General features: G+C 50.2%; 18 protein-coding genes. 11 read left to right on the top strand and 7 right to left on the bottom strand.

The genetic code is table 11. The features are described 5' to 3' along the window. Positions 1 to 45 precede the first annotated feature (45 nt). Positions 46 to 1,131 (top strand): O-antigen ligase family protein, encoded by a 1,086-nt coding sequence (locus tag AC6I8L_RS19515; protein ID WP_167347106.1) that lies wholly within the window; start codon positions 46 to 48, stop codon positions 1,129 to 1,131. A gap of 43 nt (positions 1,132 to 1,174) precedes the next feature. On the opposite strand, the gene AC6I8L_RS19510 is transcribed toward AC6I8L_RS19515, so the two are convergent. The 3 genes from AC6I8L_RS19510 to envC all read right to left on the bottom strand — a co-directional run bounded on the left by AC6I8L_RS19510 (position 1,175) and on the right by envC (position 4,588). Then, on the bottom strand, positions 1,175 to 2,254 hold the full coding sequence (locus AC6I8L_RS19510) for a glycosyltransferase family 9 protein (RefSeq protein ID WP_058960120.1): 1,080 nt from the start codon (positions 2,252 to 2,254) through the stop codon (positions 1,175 to 1,177). Positions 2,255 to 2,383: 129 nt separating this feature from the next. Continuing rightward, on the bottom strand, positions 2,384 to 3,283 hold the full coding sequence (locus AC6I8L_RS19505) for a divergent polysaccharide deacetylase family protein (RefSeq protein ID WP_058960153.1): 900 nt from the start codon (positions 3,281 to 3,283) through the stop codon (positions 2,384 to 2,386). Between the two features lie 3 nt (positions 3,284 to 3,286). Continuing rightward, a complete protein-coding gene (gene envC / locus AC6I8L_RS19500) occupies positions 3,287 to 4,588 on the bottom strand; it encodes a murein hydrolase activator EnvC (protein WP_045815707.1) in 1,302 nt (433 codons plus the stop codon). A gap of 249 nt (positions 4,589 to 4,837) precedes the next feature. Between envC and AC6I8L_RS19495 the strand changes: the two genes are divergently transcribed. From AC6I8L_RS19495 to cysE, 5 genes are all read left to right on the top strand, one after another. After that, positions 4,838 to 5,269: a rhodanese-like domain-containing protein gene (locus AC6I8L_RS19495; protein WP_045833631.1), complete on the top strand. Its 432-nt coding sequence runs from the start codon at positions 4,838 to 4,840 to the stop codon at positions 5,267 to 5,269. Positions 5,270 to 5,286: 17 nt separating this feature from the next. Beyond that, the gene (gene grxC / locus AC6I8L_RS19490) at positions 5,287 to 5,541 is read left to right on the top strand and encodes a glutaredoxin 3 (protein ID WP_007885328.1); all 255 of its coding nucleotides are present in this window, start codon (positions 5,287 to 5,289) and stop codon (positions 5,539 to 5,541) included. A 39-nt stretch (positions 5,542 to 5,580) separates the two neighbouring features. After that, positions 5,581 to 6,045: a protein-export chaperone SecB gene (secB, locus tag AC6I8L_RS19485; RefSeq protein ID WP_034823785.1), complete on the top strand. Its 465-nt coding sequence runs from the start codon at positions 5,581 to 5,583 to the stop codon at positions 6,043 to 6,045. Next, the gene (gene gpsA / locus AC6I8L_RS19480) at positions 6,045 to 7,064 is read left to right on the top strand and encodes an NAD(P)H-dependent glycerol-3-phosphate dehydrogenase (protein ID WP_034823782.1); all 1,020 of its coding nucleotides are present in this window, start codon (positions 6,045 to 6,047) and stop codon (positions 7,062 to 7,064) included. Before secB ends, gpsA begins: the two co-directional genes overlap by 1 nt. 67 nt (positions 7,065 to 7,131) lie before the next feature. Continuing rightward, a complete protein-coding gene (gene cysE, locus AC6I8L_RS19475; protein WP_034823780.1) occupies positions 7,132 to 7,947 on the top strand; it encodes a serine O-acetyltransferase in 816 nt (271 codons plus the stop codon). Here the strand turns inward: cysE and trmL are convergent. Genes trmL through cpxR form a run of 3 tightly spaced genes read right to left on the bottom strand, consistent with a single transcriptional unit; the run spans position 7,944 to position 10,524 of the window. Beyond that, positions 7,944 to 8,417 carry a tRNA (uridine(34)/cytosine(34)/5-carboxymethylaminomethyluridine(34)-2'-O)-methyltransferase TrmL gene (gene trmL / locus AC6I8L_RS19470; protein ID WP_058960119.1) on the bottom strand — a complete coding sequence of 158 codons (474 nt, stop codon included), beginning with the start codon at positions 8,415 to 8,417 and terminating at the stop codon, positions 7,944 to 7,946. The two genes, cysE and trmL, sit on opposite strands and share 4 nt — an antisense overlap. 35 nt (positions 8,418 to 8,452) lie before the next feature. Beyond that, on the bottom strand, positions 8,453 to 9,829 hold the full coding sequence (cpxA, locus tag AC6I8L_RS19465; protein ID WP_034823776.1) for an envelope stress sensor histidine kinase CpxA: 1,377 nt from the start codon (positions 9,827 to 9,829) through the stop codon (positions 8,453 to 8,455). Then, a complete protein-coding gene (gene cpxR, locus AC6I8L_RS19460) occupies positions 9,826 to 10,524 on the bottom strand; it encodes an envelope stress response regulator transcription factor CpxR (protein ID WP_034823774.1) in 699 nt (232 codons plus the stop codon). The genes cpxA and cpxR overlap by 4 nt, the downstream gene beginning before the upstream one ends. A 150-nt stretch (positions 10,525 to 10,674) precedes the next feature. On the opposite strand from cpxR, the gene cpxP reads away from it, so the two are divergent. From cpxP to AC6I8L_RS19435, 5 genes are all read left to right on the top strand, one after another. Further along, positions 10,675 to 11,187 (top strand): cell-envelope stress modulator CpxP, encoded by a 513-nt coding sequence (gene cpxP / locus AC6I8L_RS19455; RefSeq protein WP_038644071.1) that lies wholly within the window; start codon positions 10,675 to 10,677, stop codon positions 11,185 to 11,187. Between the two features lie 201 nt (positions 11,188 to 11,388). Further along, positions 11,389 to 12,291 carry a CDF family cation-efflux transporter FieF gene (gene fieF, locus AC6I8L_RS19450; RefSeq protein WP_058960118.1) on the top strand — a complete coding sequence of 301 codons (903 nt, stop codon included), beginning with the start codon at positions 11,389 to 11,391 and terminating at the stop codon, positions 12,289 to 12,291. Between the two features lie 207 nt (positions 12,292 to 12,498). Beyond that, entirely contained in the window at positions 12,499 to 13,461 is a 963-nt protein-coding gene (gene pfkA / locus AC6I8L_RS19445; protein WP_034823768.1) for a 6-phosphofructokinase, read from the top strand. 147 nt (positions 13,462 to 13,608) lie between these two features. Next, positions 13,609 to 14,598, top strand: coding sequence for a sulfate ABC transporter substrate-binding protein (locus tag AC6I8L_RS19440; protein ID WP_058960117.1), 990 nt, complete (start codon positions 13,609 to 13,611; stop codon positions 14,596 to 14,598). A gap of 130 nt (positions 14,599 to 14,728) precedes the next feature. Next, the gene (locus tag AC6I8L_RS19435; protein WP_058960116.1) at positions 14,729 to 15,487 is read left to right on the top strand and encodes a CDP-diacylglycerol diphosphatase; all 759 of its coding nucleotides are present in this window, start codon (positions 14,729 to 14,731) and stop codon (positions 15,485 to 15,487) included. 163 nt (positions 15,488 to 15,650) lie between these two features. Here AC6I8L_RS19435 and tpiA read toward each other — a convergent pair whose 3' ends face one another. Next, complete coding sequence (gene tpiA, locus AC6I8L_RS19430; RefSeq protein ID WP_034823759.1) at positions 15,651 to 16,418, bottom strand: triose-phosphate isomerase; 768 nt, start codon at positions 16,416 to 16,418, stop codon at positions 15,651 to 15,653. Between the last annotated feature and the right edge of the window lie 35 nt (positions 16,419 to 16,453).

The following is a 16,453-nucleotide window of genomic DNA, read 5'->3' as shown; positions in this document are numbered from 1 at the left end:
TTATAATTTATTGCATCTATTTCTTTTATGGCATTTTTATTTTTTATGACCATATTTACAGGTGTTGGAAAAGTAAATAATTTATTTCATCTGTCGATTACAACGATGATGATATTTTTGTTTTTCCAGCGAAAAAAGCTTAGTCTTCCCGAGCCATATCCCTGGAGGTCAATAGGCGTTATTGCACTATTCCTCATTTATTACAGTATTACGAACTTATGGACAAGTGTTCCAGAGAATATAATTTCAACTCTGAAGCATACCGTTTATCTTCTTTTTTTCGTTTGTATGTTTGATTACTGTATTAAGCGTTATGGTTTGCTGAAGGTTTATGGATGCATTTTTTCCGGGTGTTTTATTGTCCTTGTTTTGACATTTATGTTGGTAGACAAGAGCACGCTACTGACTAATAGACTTGAAAACGGTTTTTTTGCCGCGCCAAAAAATGTCATTGATCTCGGTGGATATTTTGCTCTTGGTATTTTAAGTGCACTGATTATTGCCCGTGAGTCAGGCCGACACTGGATTTACATACCTGCATCGTTGCTCTTTATTGGCTTGATCTTGACGCAAAGTCGAGGTCCGTTATTGGCTTTAATGGTTTCTTTAGCTGTTTTACTTGCTAAATATAAACATGTTCACCTTAAACATGTTTTGTATATCATGATTTCAATCGCTACTATTTTATTATTCTTCTACTTTACCGATTATGGCAGTGATTTTTATGCGCGCATTGTTTCCTCTTATGCGCAGAGTTTTATCAGATTTGGAATCTGGAATCATGCCATTTCAGATGCAATGATTCATCCCTATTTCGGTTGGGGGTTTGATAAGCAGCTGACATTTGTAAACAGTATTGGCCAACATGTTATAACCACACACAGTATTTATGTATCGGCTTTCTTAAAAGGCGGTGTGGTGGGTGTGCTATTTATGGCATCACTCATCCTGGTTGGCTTGTATCATGCGTATAGAAAGTATCATCAAGGCATGGGGTTAGAAGCCTCAATTTATCTCTTCTCTTTGATGTTTTTTGTTACTCAGGGGATGTTTGTGATTGGTGGACCAGGAGAAACATGGGTATTATTCTGGTTGCCATTAGCGATAGTTTTGTCATCCCGTAAGGCCTAGATAAAAACCACTACCAGATCGCTTGCTATCTGGTAGTGTAATTTTAGACTGAAATATTTTTCATCATCACGTTATAAACTTGATCAACGCTTATTTTTCTTAATGGGTAATGTGGATCATCATTAGATTCAGGTTCAATTCTGATAGTCTGATGAATGTGTAAATCCTGATAAGGTCCTGTATGTCTGGGATTAGCACTGACATAAAGACTCACTGTCGGCGTTTCTGCCGTGATAGCAATATGTAGTGGTCCAGTGTCACCTGTGATCAACACATCAAGGTTTTTAATTATCTGTAAGAGTTCAGGTAGGCGAGTCTTACCAATATAAGAGTGAACCCTTGAATGGTATTTATTTTTTAATAAATCAAAGAATGATTTTTCAATGTTTTTATCCTGGGTGGCACCAGTCAATACTATTTTTGCATCTTTGTTATTTTCTAAAATACGCTCTGCTAGTTCAGAAAAATGTTCAACTGGCCAGCAACGGTTTTTCCCGGACGCCCCCATTTGAAAGCCAATTACAGGTCGATAGTTTTCACGTTCTACAGAGTGAATTGCAATGGGAAATTGCATTCTGATATCTGTTGTATTGCATCCAAGAATACTAATCAGGTCGAGTTTACGCTGAATAATATGAACATCTGTTGCCGATGAATAATGATCTATCCAGTGATTAAAGACAGTATTGTCACTTCTGAAATTATCTCTAATAATATATTTTGAGCCAGACAGGCGTGCACAGAGAATGTCATAGCCCAATGTTGAATGCAGTAGCACCGTCATATCAGGTTTGAATTTTCTCATTCTCCTGATTACGCGATGGGAATGAACTATTTTATTATCCCAGATGACTATTTCATCAAACCATTGACTTTTTTCAACGAGATCACGGTTTTTATCACTGGATACCAGCATGAGCCTGGCCTCTGGATAGCGATGCTTTATGGCTTTGATCGCAGGAGTATTAAAAAGGAGATCTCCTAATGCGGTCGTTGAGAAAATAACAATGCGCTTAAACTCATGATTTGAGCTTAGCGGTGTCTTGTTTTTGTCAATCTGGCTCAGTCTGGCATGTAAACTGAGTACGTTATTGATTACGTTTATTTTCCAAAGCTTTTTCATTATTCCAATTCACCCTAAGAACCTGGCAAATTTGACATCAGTCGCGGGAATTAATTTCGTAATGATAAAGAAAAAAACGCTAGCCCCGAATGGGGCTAACGCTAATTTTCAAAAACGTTGATGATTGCGTTAAAAAAGTAAACCTAACTGATTGATTAACTTACTACCTGCCACATTTTCAATCACTATTTCAACGGCTCGACTTTGCGGCACTGGCGGCAGTGGTTTACTGACCTTACACACGCCTGGAGCACGGAATTTCGGTCCCGGCGATTTATCGGTTGTCTGCGGTGTTTTACCCTGATGCAGAGGCTCATTCAGCAACTGACTCGGGCGTACCAACGTAATATCGGGTGGCAGTGATGGCAGCATCTGTTGCAGCACACGAACGGTGGTAGGATGCGGATGACCAATCGCAATGGCATAGCCATCGCGCTGTGCCAGTTTTACGGCACGGGTAAACTGTTCGCGAATCAATGCCTCATTCTGACTATCGTCAAGGAATACCCGGCGTTTCAGCACCTTAACATGCGTACCTTGTGCCGCTGGAATAGACTGGCTATTGCCAATCGTCATGCTATCGAGAAAGTAGTAATTGTACTGATTTAGCACCTGCATCACTTTCTGCATGCCGGGCAGGCTGGAGGTCATTTTGCTGCCCATATGGTTGTTCAGCCCCACAGCGAAGGGCACTTTACCCGAGGCATCCCGAACAATGCGTGCGATCTCTTCGCTGCTCATCTCTGGGGTTAAGGTATCTTTTTCCAGCGGCTGCTTACTGAGCGGTGCCATTGGCAAGTGAATCAACACCTCATGACCACCCTGATGTGCTTTTGTCGCCATCTCACGAGCATGAGGTGCATTCGGCAGTACAGCGACCGAAATCGCAGCGGGCATTTGCAGCACTTTATTCTCTTCAACCGGACGATAACCGAAGTCATCAATCACAATTGAGAGTTTACCTGCCTGAGCTGATAGTGTGAAAAACAGTGCGCAGAACGCAATTGAGAGCTTTTGAGGCTGAAACAACACTTATCTTCCTAACCACGGTAGTGGATTGACGGCCTGTCCCTGACGTCGGATTTCAAAGTAGAGCGAAGGCGTGCCGCGGCCGCCACTGGTACCCACAAGGGCGATAGGCTGTCCTGCCTTCACCTGAGTACCCACGCTCACCAGCGCACTTTGGTTGTAGCCATAAAGACTCATGTCGCCTTTACCATGTTCCAATACCACGACCAGACCGTAGCCTTGCAGCCAGTCGGCCATCAGTACGCGTCCATCGGCGATGGCTTTCACTTCGGTGCCTTCTGGTGCATCAATCACCAGACCTTTCCAGCGCAGTTCACCCTGCATGGATTCACCGAAGCGGTGTTCAATACGTCCATTCACGGGCCACACCGCCTGCCCACCAGGCTTACCGAGGCCACCGGTGCGTGCCATCAACTCACGTTCGCTTTGTGTGGGCTGATAACTTGATCCCTTGGCTTTTGCCTGTGCCTGACGCTGGCGTACTTTTTCTGCCTCGCGTGCTTCACGTTCGGCACGCTCGCGCGCTTCGCGTTCGGCTTTGGCAATTTTATCCTGCAGACGGCTTTCGTTTTCTCGCATCTCAACCAAATCGGCCTGATCTTTTTCCAGCGAGCTTTCCAGTACCGTCAGGGTTTTCTTACGTGCCGCACTGGCAGTTTCCAATTTGGCCTGCTGCGACTGCTGTTGGGCTAACAGGGATTTTTGTTGTTCCTGCTTACCTTGCAATGCCTGACGCTGCTCGGCCAACTGTTGCTGAGTTTGTTTGAGATCGTCGATGTTTTTCTGGCGTGCAGCATTAAGGTAGCCGAAATAGGCAAGAATGCGTTCACTGCGCTGTGCTTCTTCACCGCCCAGCAGCAGCTGTAACCCATTGTGCTGGCCTTGTCGGAAAGCCGCATCCAATTGCTGAGCCAGCAGTTTTTCCTGCTGAGCCTGCTGTTTTTCCAGACGAGAAATGGAGGTGGTAATTTGCGTGATTTCGCCGTCAAGCGCGGTCAAACTATTGCGCGTTTCCCGAAGCTGCCGGCTGGCTTGCGCAATCACTTTTTCCTGACTTTGCAGTTGATCGAGAAGTTTGCTGCGCTGTAATTTCTGCGCTTTAACGCTTTTCTCTTTGTCAGCAATATCCTGCTGAATGGACTTGAGCTGGGTTTTACTGTCATCCGCACTGTGCGCGTAAACGGGCAATAACAGTGCGCCCGCGCAGAGCAAGCTCAGGGAGATTTCGGACCAGCGAAATAACAACGGATGCGCTGGGCCGTTGTGACAGGTCCTTGTGTGTGTAACGGTCGCTTTTCCCTTCATAGTCGATAATTATTCCACGATGAACAGCCGCTTACCAGTTATCCCGGGCGGGTTTTGCTTTACGAAAGATGTCGGTGCCGAGCTTAGCGGCATAAACCTTGACTCAATTTTGCGATTAGAACACTTTTTTTGGAAAATGACGCACAAATCGTAACTCTGCCCGCTTCGCGACTGTACATGCTAAGTGGCGCAGGTATACTCAGAACCCTTGTTTTAGCTTATTAGCCCGGTCTGGAGTCGTTACCCCTCATGCAAGAAATTATGCAGTTTGCAAGCAATCACACCATCCTTAGTCTGGCATGGGTTGTTTTACTCGTTCTGGTGATTGTGACCACCGTTAAAGGAATGTTCTCTAAGGTAAAAACCATCAGCCGTGGTGAAGCAACCCACCTGATCAACAAAGAGGATGCGGTGGTTGTAGACGTGCGTTCGCGCGATGATTATCGCAAAGGGCACATTTCAGGTGCGGTGAATATTGCAGCGGCTGACATCAAAAAAGGGAGCTTTGCCGAACTGGAAAAGCACAAGTCCCAGCCCATAATTGTGGTATGTGCCACTGGTCAGAGCGCGAGTGAGTCAGCCGCTAAATTGAGCGCTGAAGGTTTTGAAAAAGTCTCCGTGCTGAAAGATGGCGTGAGCGGCTGGAGTGGTGAGAATCTGCCGCTGGTACGCGGTAAATAATTCCCAGAGGTAACCGCATGGCTAATGTTGAGATTTACACCAAAGTCACATGCCCTTATTGCCACCGGGCAAAAGCATTGTTGGATCAGAAAGGCGTTTCGTTCCAGGAGATTCCTATTGATGGGAACGCGGCGAAGCGTGAAGAGATGATTCAGCGAAGCGGGCGTACGACAGTTCCACAGATTTTTATTGATGCGCAGCACATTGGTGGCTGTGACGATCTTTACGCGCTGGATGGGCGTCAGGGACTGGATCCCTTACTCCAGGCATAATTTTTCGGTCAGACAATTTAACTCACAGGATTTAGTAACATGTCAGAACATAGCACAAACGAAATGCAGTTCCAGATTCAACGTGTTTATACCAAAGACGTTTCTTACGAAGCGCCAAACGCGCCTCAGGTTTTCCAGAAAGAGTGGGAACCGGAAGTGAAACTGGATCTGGACACCGCTTCATCTCAGCTGGCTGATGAAGTCTATGAAGTTGTTCTGCGCGTTACCGTGACAGCAACCGTTGGCGAAGACACCGCATTCCTGTGCGAAGTTCAGCAGGCAGGTATCTTCACTATCGGCGGTATCGAAGGCACTCAGATGGCTCATTGCCTCGGTGCATACTGCCCGAACATTCTGTTCCCGTATGCACGTGAATGCATCACCAGCCTTGTGTCTCGTGGTACTTTCCCGCAGCTCAATCTGGCGCCAGTTAACTTTGATGCCCTGTTCATGAACTATCTGCAGCAGCAAGGTGAAGGCGAAGCGCCACGTCAGGATGCCTGATGACTACACTCAACGCTTCGATTAGCGTCATCGGTGCCGGCTCGTACGGCACCGCTTTGGCCATTACGCTGGCCCGTAACGGCCATCCGGTTCTGCTCTGGGGCCACAATCCGCAAAGCGTGGCGCAGCTCCAGGCTGACCGATGTAATGCCGCTTTCCTGCCTGATGTACCTTTCCCTGACAATCTTGTTCCCGAAGCCGATTTGGCAACGGTGGTGAATGCCAGCCGCGATCTATTGGTGGTTGTGCCTAGCCACGTATTTGGCGACGTTCTCACCCAGTTGAAGCCGCATCTCCGTGCAGACTCACGTATTGTCTGGGCAACCAAAGGTCTCGAAAAAGAGACTGGCCGTCTTTTGCAGGATGTTGCGCGTGAAATCCTTGGCGATCAAATACCGCTGGCCGTGGTTTCCGGCCCAACTTTCGCGAAAGAACTTGCAGCGGGCATGCCTACAGCGATAGCGCTGGCGGCCACTGATGCGCAGTTCGCTGAAGATCTGCAGCAAAAACTGCACTGCGGTAAAAGTTTCCGCGTTTATAACAATCCGGACTTCATCGGCGTGCAATTGGGTGGCGCGGTGAAAAACGTGATTGCGATTGGTGCCGGCATTTCCGATGGAATTGGTTTTGGTGCTAACGCACGAACCGCGCTGATTACCCGTGGGCTGACGGAGATGAGTCGCCTTGGCGCCGCTCTTGGAGCCGATCCCACCACCTTTATGGGCATGGCGGGGCTGGGCGATTTAGTGCTGACCTGTACCGATAATCAATCCCGCAATCGTCGTTTTGGCATGATGCTGGGACAAGGCGAGAGCGTTGATGAGGCGCAGCGCATTATCGGACAAGTTGTAGAAGGGTACCGAAACACCAAAGAAGTCAAAGCATTGGCGGCGAGAATGGGTGTTGAAATGCCGATAACCGAGCAGATTTATCAGGTACTGTATTGCGAAAAATCGGCGCGAGAGGCAGCATTGAGTTTACTTGGCCGTGCAAGGAAGGACGAAAACAGCCAAAGCTGAAGCAGGACGCTCAGCTAAATCACCTGCAGCGCCTCTCAGGCGCTTTTTTTATCGGGAGCACAGAGCAATGTCGTCAGAAGAGTTAGAACTGGTCTGGAACAACATCAAAGCTGAAGCCAGAGCGCTGGCTGATTGTGAACCCATGCTGGCCAGCTTTTATCACGCGACTTTGCTCAAGCACGAAAATCTTGGCAGCGCACTAAGCTACATGCTGGCGAACAAACTTGCCAACCCGATCATGCCAGCCATTGCGGTACGCGAAATCGTTGAGGAAGCGTATCGCGAAGATCCAGAGATGATTGTCTCTGCAGCTTACGATATTCAAGCCGTGCGCCAGCGCGATCCTGCCGTTGATAAGTATTCAACGCCATTGCTGTATCTGAAAGGCTTCCATGCATTACAGGCTTATCGCATCGGCCACTGGCTCTGGAAAGAGGGCCGCCGCGCGTTAGCCGTCTATTTGCAGAACGAAATCTCCGTCTCCTTTGCAGTGGATATCCACCCGGCAGCCCGTATTGGTCGCGGCATCATGCTCGATCATGCTACCGGTATCGTGATTGGTGAAACCGCCGTAGTGGAAAATGACGTGTCGATTTTGCAGTCGGTCACGCTAGGCGGTACCGGAAAAACCAGCGGCGATCGCCATCCGAAAATCCGTGAAGGTGTGATGATTGGCGCAGGTGCCAAGATTCTCGGTAACATTGAAGTGGGGCGCGGCGCGAAAATTGGTGCAGGTTCGGTGGTACTACAACCAGTGCCGCCGCATACCACGGCAGCCGGTGTGCCTGCGCGTATCGTTGGCAAACCCACCAGTGATAAACCTTCGATGGATATGGACCAACTCTTCAACGGCGCGGGCTTCGAGTACGGCGACGGAATTTAGCTCTTGATCAGTGCGCCAGCATAATCAAGCTGGCGCCACGCTTCATACACCACCACTGATACCGCATTCGACAGATTCATACTGCGACTTTCAGCCATCATTGGGATGCGGATCTTCTGCTCTGCTGGCAGCGCGTTCAGTATCTCTGCCGGCAAACCACGGCTCTCAGGTCCAAACAATAAATAATCCCCTTTCTGATAGCTCACAGCGCTGTGGGCAGGTGTGCCTTTGGTGGTGAGTGCAAACAGACGCTGTGGTGCTTCAGACTCGATAAACGCAGTGTAATTGGCGTGTTTTTTGAGTGAGGTGTATTCGTGATAATCGAGCCCGGCGCGGCGCAGACGCTTGTCATCCCAGGCAAAGCCCAGTGGCTCAATAAGATGCAATTGGAAGCCTGTATTGGCACACAAGCGGATGATATTGCCCGTATTTGGCGGAATTTCTGGTTCAAATAAAACGATGTTCAGCATAAGGCCCCCGGAAACGAGGGCCGAAGCATAGCAAATTATTGACGAGCGGAGTACAGCGGCAACCAGAGTGTAAGGCGCAGCCCCCCTAATGGGCTGTCATCGGCTTTCACCCAACCGCGATGCTGTTGCACGGCTGTTTCCACAATCGCCAGTCCGAGACCGGTGCCACCAGATTCACGGTCGCGTGCTTCATCAGTGCGATAGAAGGGGCGGAAAATCTGCTCGCGATCTTCAGCGCTGACGCCTGGGCCATCGTCATCAACGTGAACGGTAATACCCTGAATATCCACCGAGAAACTCACGCTGATATGCGTGTGGGAATAACGCAGCGCATTACGCACGATGTTTTCCAGTGCGCTCTCCAGGGCATGCGGGTTGCCGTACAGTGGCCACGGACCAGGCGGATACGGCACATCCATGGTTTTACCCATCTGCTCGGCTTCAAATTTGGCATCTTCCAGTACACCGTTCCACAGCTGGTTCGCCTTCATCGCTTCACTGACTAAGGCATTTTTATGCTGAGTGCGTGAGAGCACCAGCAAATCGTTAATCATGCCATCAAGCCGCTGGGCTTCCGTTTCGATACGCTGAAGTTCTTTACCTTCACCATTTCGACGGCGCAGTAGGGCGGTAGCCAACTGCAAACGTGTCAGTGGCGTGCGTAATTCATGACTGATATCGGATAACAAACGCTGCTGTGCGGTCATCATGCGTTCAAGTGCGCTCACCATTTGGTTGAAACTTGAACCTGCTGCCAGGAATTCCTGTGGACCGGATTCCAGTTCAGGATGCTGGCGTAAGTTTCCGCTCGCCACTTCATCGGCAGCATGTTTCAGTTTGCGCGCTGGACGCGCCAGGCTCCACGCCAGCCATAACAGCAGTGGCGAGCTAATCAGCATGGTGACAATCAGCAGCAATAACGGACGGTCAAACAGTAGATTGACGAAGTCCAGTTGAGAACTGGTGGCGGGTCGGATCAGGTAGAGCTGATAGTTATCTTCACCATCCTGCACGGCGAACGGGCCCACCATCTCCACACGACCATACTTTTTCTTCTGCGGATGATCGGCATTATCAGACTGGCCGATAAAGTTACGAATCACCTGCATTTCATTATGCTGCGCTCCGATCACCCGGCCTTCGCTGGTCACCAATAACAAGCGTTGGCCGGGTGGGGCCCATTTGTCGATGGCGCGAAAGAGCCTGCGCCACCACATCAGGTCGTTAGGGGGATCTTGCGATAACTCAGCTTCAACATGCTGTTCAATCATGGTGCCCTGTCGTTGCTCACTTTCCAGCAGTGCAGTCATCTGGCGTGAGTCGAGTTTGGGCACCATCAAAACCAGCATCAACACCAGCGCCAGGGTGAGCCAGAAAATGGCGAAGATGCGGGTGGTCAAACTTCCAATCATGATGCCGAAACCATCAGATAGCCGCGTCCGCGTAGCGTTTTAAACCACGGATGACCATCACGACGTTCCGGCAATTTACGACGCAGGTTTGAAATGTGCATATCAATCGCGCGGTCAAACGGCGTCAGGCGTTTACCCAGCACTTCCTGACTGAGGTGCTCACGCGACACGACCTGACCTAAGTGCTGTGCCAGCAAATAGAGCAGAGTGAATTCCGTGCCCGTCAGATCCAGCGTTTCACTATCGAAGCTGGCTTCCTGGCGGCCTGGGTTGAGGCGCAGGCAATCCACTTCCAGCGTGGGTGAACTATTATCATGCTGCTGTTGTTGTTCGCTCCAGTTTGAACGGCGCAAAATAGCCCGAATACGCGCCACCAGTTCACGGTCATTAAACGGTTTTGGTAGATAGTCATCCGCGCCCAGCTCAAGGCCAAGAACACGATCCAACTCACTACCACGAGCGGTCAGCATAATGACCGGAGTTTGGTGCTGTTGTCGTAATTCTTTCAACGTATCAATACCGTTCTTCTTCGGCATCATGACGTCGAGTAATAACAAGTCAACGCTGTTATCCAGCAGGTTAAGCGCCTGCTCACCATCGCTGGCGACAATCACCTCAAAACCTTCCATCTCAAGCAGTTCTTTAAGCAGCGAAGTTAATTCGCGGTCGTCATCAACCAACAGGATTTTATTCATTTTTTGTTGCCCTCCGCAGGCAAAATACCGTGTTCCTTGACTTGCAATCCAACGCTTTACGTAGTTTTACACCCCCTGACGGATGTTTGCAGCTATCGCCGTACACTAGCTCTCGTTGAATCGCAAAACGGAACGAACTGGGAGTAAACGATGCGCTACTTAACCGCCGTCGTCATTGCCTCAGCGATGGTTCTCAGTCACGCCAGCGCAGAAGCAGCAGACACGACGACGATTGACGAGATGCATCATAACGGCGGATTGACGACAGGCAGTATGACGCAAAATCCGCAAAGCCACATGTTCGATGGCATTGAGCTGACTGAACAACAGCGGCAACAGATGCGAGACCTGATGCAGCAAGCACGACATGAGCGCCCGGTTATGAGCGTTCAGGATATTGAAACTATGCATGACCTTGTCATTGCAGACAAATTTAACGAATCGGCTATCCGACAGCAGGCAGAGAAACAAGCCCGCGCGCAGATAGAACTGCAAGTTGAGATGGCTCGGGTTCGCAACCAGATGTATCACCTGCTAACGCCTGCACAGCAAGCGACATTGCAGAAGAATTATGAGCGGCGACTTAACGATATGCGTCAGCTCTCAGGATTGCAGCCATCATCACCGCTGCATGCAGTGAGTAGTACCAGCAGTAACCAGTAACATAGTATCCCTGTTTTCCTTGCCATAGACACCATCCCTGTCTTCCCCCGCATGATGCGGGGGTTTTTTTTATCTGCACAATCCTGTGCTGCATCATCACCTTAATATTCAATTCACGCAGCTTACGCTTGCCGATGATAAACTTGAGCCATTATGTGACTAAAGGCGTTGCGCTGAGCAGACGCTTCTATGAGGCATGGCATGGATCCCTCCTACGCGAAACTCGTCAACCGCGCGGCGCTGGCGGCAACGACGCTGGCGACATTACTGTTGATCGTGAAAATTTTTGCCTGGTGGTTGACCGGCTCAGTCAGCATGTTGGCCGCCCTGGTCGATTCACTGGTGGATATCGCTGCATCGCTCACCAATTTACTGGTGGTGCGCTATTCACTCCAGCCTGCAGACGCTGATCACACCTTCGGCCACGGTAAAGCGGAGTCGCTTGCCGCACTGGCACAAAGCATGTTTATTTCCGGCTCGGCACTGTTTTTATTTCTCACGGGTATTCAGCATCTGGCCTCACCCAATATATTACGTGCGCCGCTGGTCGGTATCGTCGTCACTGTGGTCGCCCTTTTGTCCACCCTGTTACTGGTGACTTTCCAGCGCTGGGTGGTGCGTCGGACACGCAGCCAGGCGATACGTGCGGATATGCTGCACTATCAATCTGACGTGGTGATGAACGGCGCGATCCTGGTGGCTTTGGTGTTAAGCAGCTATGGTTTTGTCCGGGCAGATGCGCTCTTTGCGCTGGGGATTGGGGGGTACATCCTCTATAACGCTTTGCGCATGGGTTATGAAGCGGTGCAATCTTTGCTGGACCGCGCATTGCCGGAAGAAGAGAAGCAGGCGATTATCGATTTGGTTAGCGACTGGCCAGGTGTGCGCGGTGCCCATGCACTGCGTACGCGTCAATCCGGGCCAACCCGTTTTATCCAGCTTCATCTGGAAATGGATGACCACCTGCCGCTGGTGCAGGCGCATCAGGTAGCGGATCAGATCGAGCAAGCACTCCGGCTTAAGTTTCCCGGTTCGGATGTTATCATCCATCAGGATCCCTGTTCGGTGGTGCCTGAAAATCAGCAAGGCTTTTTCCAGTTTTAGCGTTTAAATATCATGGCGTTGCGTTATAAAAATGACGTAACGCTAACAACTCTGTAAAAAAATAGCGAAAACTTGTCTGACCTGAATCAATTCAGCATCAAGCCTTTGATATACTATCTGCAACTATTAAGCCGCACGATCGTGAGCGGGTTTACACCGGTCGGCAGGCAGGAATAATCCTTAGTTTTGAACAATCCAGAGGTTGTCATGATCAAAAAAATCGGAGTACTGACCAGCGGCGGTGACGCCCCAGGCATGAACGCAGCCATCCGCGGAGTTGTCCGTTCCGCGCTGAGTGAAGGCCTTGAAGTTTTTGGTATCTACGACGGCTATCTGGGATTGTATGAAGACCGTATGATCAACCTCGACCGTTACAGCGTGTCCGACATGATCAACCGTGGCGGCACTTTCCTCGGTTCTGCGCGCTTCCCGGATTTCCGTAATGAGGAAGTTCGTCAGGTTGCCATTGAGAACATGAAGAAGCGCGGCATTGACGCGCTGGTGGTCATCGGCGGTGACGGTTCCTACATGGGTGCCAAACGTCTGACGGAAATGGGTTTCCCGTGCATTGGTCTGCCAGGCACCATCGATAATGACGTTGCCGGTACCGATTACACCATCGGTTACTTCACGGCGCTGGAAACCGTTGTTGAAGCGATTGACCGTCTGCGCGACACCTCCTCTTCGCATCAGCGCATTTCCATCGTGGAAGTGATGGGTCGTTACTGCGGCGATCTGACTCTGGCTGCTTCCATCGCCGGTGGTTGTGAATTTATCGTGCTGCCGGAAATTCCTTATACCCGTGAAGAACTGGTCGAAGAGATCAAAGCGGGTATCGCCAAAGGTAAAAAACATGCCATTGTGGCCATTACCGAACACATCTGTGATATCGACGATTTGGCGCATTACATCGAAGCAGAAACCAAACGCGAAACACGTGCAACTGTGCTTGGGCATATTCAGCGTGGCGGTGCGCCATGTGCTTACGACCGTATCCTGGCGTCACGTATGGGTGCTTACTCCATCGAACTGCTGTTGCAGGGCTACGGCGGACGTTGTGTCGGTATTCAGAATGAGAAGATGGTGCATCACGACATCATTGACGCGATTGAAAACATGAAGCGCCCATTCAAGCGCGACTGGCTGGATACGGCGAAAAAACTCTACTAATCAAACTAAATCAGGGCGCGGCCTCCACCGTGCCTTTTTTTATTCCCCCTTATATTCCCTCTGGTTATAACCACTTATTTTTAATTCTTTAATCATTGAATTGGTTTATGTCAGTCTTGTTCTATAACGACCTCGGGAGAGCAAGCAATGAACAAGTGGAGTATTGGTGTCACCCTGTTACTGGCTTCCACCAGTGTTTTGGCAAAGGATATCCAGCTGTTAAACGTTTCTTACGATCCAACGCGTGAGCTGTATGAACAGTACAACAAAGCGTTTAGCGCACACTATAAGCAGGAAACGGGCGACAATGTGGTGATCCGTCAGTCTCATGGCGGCTCAGGGAAACAGGCAACCTCTGTGATCAACGGCATTCGTGCTGATGTCGTAACCCTGGCGCTGCAGTCTGACGTTGATGCTATTGCCGACCGTGGTCGTATCGATAAAAACTGGATCAAACGTCTGCCAGACAACTCCGCCCCTTATACTTCCACCATCGTGTTCCTGGTCCGTAAGGGCAACCCGAAGGGCATTCATGACTGGAACGATTTAATTAAACCTGGCGTATCGGTGATCACCCCGAACCCGAAAACTTCAGGTGGCGCACGCTGGAACTATTTGGCCGCGTGGGGCTGGGCGCTGGATCAAAACAACGGTGACCAGACCAAAGCACTGGCGTATGTGAAGGCGCTGTTCAAGAACGTAGAAGTGCAGGACTCCGGTGCACGTGGCGCCACCAACACCTTCGTTGAACGTGGCATAGGCGATGTGCTGATTGCCTGGGAAAACGAAGCGTATCTGGCGGTGAACAAGCTGGGTAAAGACAAGTTCGAAATCGTCACGCCAAGCGAATCGATCCTGGCAGAACCAACCGTTTCGGTGGTCGATAAGGTGGTGGATGAGCAGGGCACGCGTAAAGTGGCCGAAGATTACCTGAAGTATCTCTACTCACCAGAAGGCCAGACCATCGCAGCGGAAAACTTTTATCGTCCACGCGATCCTGAAGTCGCGAAAAAGTTTGCCAGCACCTTTGCGCCGGTGAAACTGTTCACTATCGACAGCAAGTTCGGTGGCTGGACGCAAGCGCAGAAAGCGCACTTCGCCGATGGTGGTAGTTACGATCAGGTCATGAAACCGTAATCGTCATCACATCAAACTGAAACGGTCAGCCTGATGCTGACCGTTTTGCATTACACAGCAGTAAAAGTCCGTGACATTGCCCAGACGGCAGGCGAGGATGCTGGCAGGTGATGAACAGAGGAATTCGGCCATGCAGGGAAGTCGTCGCACCCTGAAGTTGCTAACCGTTTTACTGCTGGTGCTGATTGTCGGACTGATCGTCAGCGCCTTCCATTTCCAGAAAAACTCCAATGCCCTCTGGCAGATCATCAGTGAAAAGTGCGTGCCCAATCTAGCGAAAGGTGGCAATCCCTCCCCTTGTCAGCAAGTGAATACGGCACAGGGTTATGTCACGCTGAAAGACCTCAACGGTCCACTGCAGTATTTACTGATGCCGATTGAAAAAATCACTGGCATGGAAAGCCCGATTATTCTCGAACCCACCACGCCCAATCTGTTTGCCGCCGCCTGGCTGCAGCGCAGTCTGTTGGCCAAAAAACGCGGTGCACCGATTGATGATAGCGTGCTGTCACTGGCGATTAATGCGCAATATGGCCGTACGCAGAATCAACTGCACATCCACATCTCCTGTCTGCGTCCTGATGTGCGCCAGCGGCTTGATGCGTTAAGCCCTAAGCTCAATGAACAGTGGCAACCAGCCACGCTGCGCAAACATCGCTATTTGATTCGCACACTGTCGACGGCTGAACTGGCGCAGCAAAGTGTCTTTATTCGTCTGGCGACTGAAGTGCCTAATGCGCGCAGCGAGATGGGAAAATATGGGATGGCACTGGCGGAATTACCGGATGGGCGCTTAGCGTTGCTGGCGCTGGAACGTAACTGGTTAATGCTAAACAGCGGTTCTGCGGAGGAGTTGCAGGACCACCAATGCCAGATTTTGAACCATTAACCATGGCTTCCAATATAAAGCTTCAATGAAACGTATAAGCACGCTGGGGGGTTCCAGAACTGTTCATCACATCTTCCACAGTGTATGAGTTACATGTGTCAGTAAGAATCTCTGGCAATAAAAAAGGCGGCTCATCAGCCGCCTTGTTCCACACCGAAAAAACTTACGCGTTTTTCGCTGCTGCAGCTGCTTTCACGATCACTGCGAACGCATCGGCTTTCAGTGAAGCACCGCCAACCAGCGCGCCATCGATATCTGGCTGGGTGAACAGTTCTGCGGCATTTTTGTCGTTAACAGAACCGCCGTACTGAATGATAACCTGCTGAGCAATCGCCGCATCTTTCTTCGCGATATGGTCACGAATGAATTTGTGCACGGCCTGGGCCTGCGCAGGTGTAGCGGATTTGCCGGTACCGATCGCCCAGACTGGCTCATAAGCGATAACCACGCCTTCGAACGCAGCCGCACCCTGAGTTTCCAGCACGGCGTCGATCTGACGTGCGCACACTTCTTCAGTCTTGCCCGCTTCGTTCTCTGCTTCAGTTTCACCGATGCACAGGACTGGCACCAGGCCGGCTGCTTTCAGAACAGCAAATTTCTTCGCGATGAACTCGTCGCTTTCTTTGTGGTAAGTACGACGCTCAGAGTGGCCGATGATGATGTATTTCGCGCCGACATCTTTCAGCATTTCTGCGGAGGTTTCACCGGTGAATGCGCCAGACAGGTTAACGTCAACGTTCTGTGCACCCAGGGCAATGTGGCTGCCGGAGACGGCGTGTTTTGCCAGGTCAAGATAGAGAGTGGGTGGAGCAATTGCTACGCCACAACCTTCAACACCAGACAGCTCTTTGCGCAGACCTTCAATCAGCTCGCCTGCCATGTGCTTGCTGCCATTCAGTTTCCAGTTACCCATAACCAGTGGATGTCGCATTCTTTCCTCCGCATAACGCGATTCATGAAATAGCG

This window comes from Type-E symbiont of Plautia stali (genome assembly GCF_059731115.1).
The sequence above is the reverse complement of the archived record's forward strand: the minus strand, read 5'-3'. Positions and strand labels throughout refer to the sequence as shown.

Bases quoted from the DNA above. Each gene is read 5' to 3' on its own strand.
- AC6I8L_RS19515 (WP_167347106.1), top strand. From the start codon at position 46: ATGACCATATTTACAGGTGTTGGAAAAGTAAATAATTTATTTCATCTG.
- AC6I8L_RS19510 (WP_058960120.1), bottom strand. From the start codon at position 2,254: ATGAAAAAGCTTTGGAAAATAAACGTAATCAATAACGTACTCAGTTTA.
- envC (WP_045815707.1), bottom strand. From the start codon at position 4,588: ATGAAGGGAAAAGCGACCGTTACACACACAAGGACCTGTCACAACGGC.
- AC6I8L_RS19495 (WP_045833631.1), top strand. From the start codon at position 4,838: ATGCAAGAAATTATGCAGTTTGCAAGCAATCACACCATCCTTAGTCTG.
- grxC (WP_007885328.1), top strand. From the start codon at position 5,287: ATGGCTAATGTTGAGATTTACACCAAAGTCACATGCCCTTATTGCCAC.
- secB (WP_034823785.1), top strand. From the start codon at position 5,581: ATGTCAGAACATAGCACAAACGAAATGCAGTTCCAGATTCAACGTGTT.
- gpsA (WP_034823782.1), top strand. From the start codon at position 6,045: ATGACTACACTCAACGCTTCGATTAGCGTCATCGGTGCCGGCTCGTAC.
- cysE (WP_034823780.1), top strand. From the start codon at position 7,132: ATGTCGTCAGAAGAGTTAGAACTGGTCTGGAACAACATCAAAGCTGAA.
- trmL (WP_058960119.1), bottom strand. From the start codon at position 8,417: ATGCTGAACATCGTTTTATTTGAACCAGAAATTCCGCCAAATACGGGC.
- cpxA (WP_034823776.1), bottom strand. From the start codon at position 9,829: ATGATTGGAAGTTTGACCACCCGCATCTTCGCCATTTTCTGGCTCACC.
- cpxR (WP_034823774.1), bottom strand. From the start codon at position 10,524: ATGAATAAAATCCTGTTGGTTGATGACGACCGCGAATTAACTTCGCTG.
- cpxP (WP_038644071.1), top strand. From the start codon at position 10,675: ATGCGCTACTTAACCGCCGTCGTCATTGCCTCAGCGATGGTTCTCAGT.
- fieF (WP_058960118.1), top strand. From the start codon at position 11,389: ATGGATCCCTCCTACGCGAAACTCGTCAACCGCGCGGCGCTGGCGGCA.
- pfkA (WP_034823768.1), top strand. From the start codon at position 12,499: ATGATCAAAAAAATCGGAGTACTGACCAGCGGCGGTGACGCCCCAGGC.
- AC6I8L_RS19440 (WP_058960117.1), top strand. From the start codon at position 13,609: ATGAACAAGTGGAGTATTGGTGTCACCCTGTTACTGGCTTCCACCAGT.
- AC6I8L_RS19435 (WP_058960116.1), top strand. From the start codon at position 14,729: ATGCAGGGAAGTCGTCGCACCCTGAAGTTGCTAACCGTTTTACTGCTG.
- tpiA (WP_034823759.1), bottom strand. From the start codon at position 16,418: ATGCGACATCCACTGGTTATGGGTAACTGGAAACTGAATGGCAGCAAG.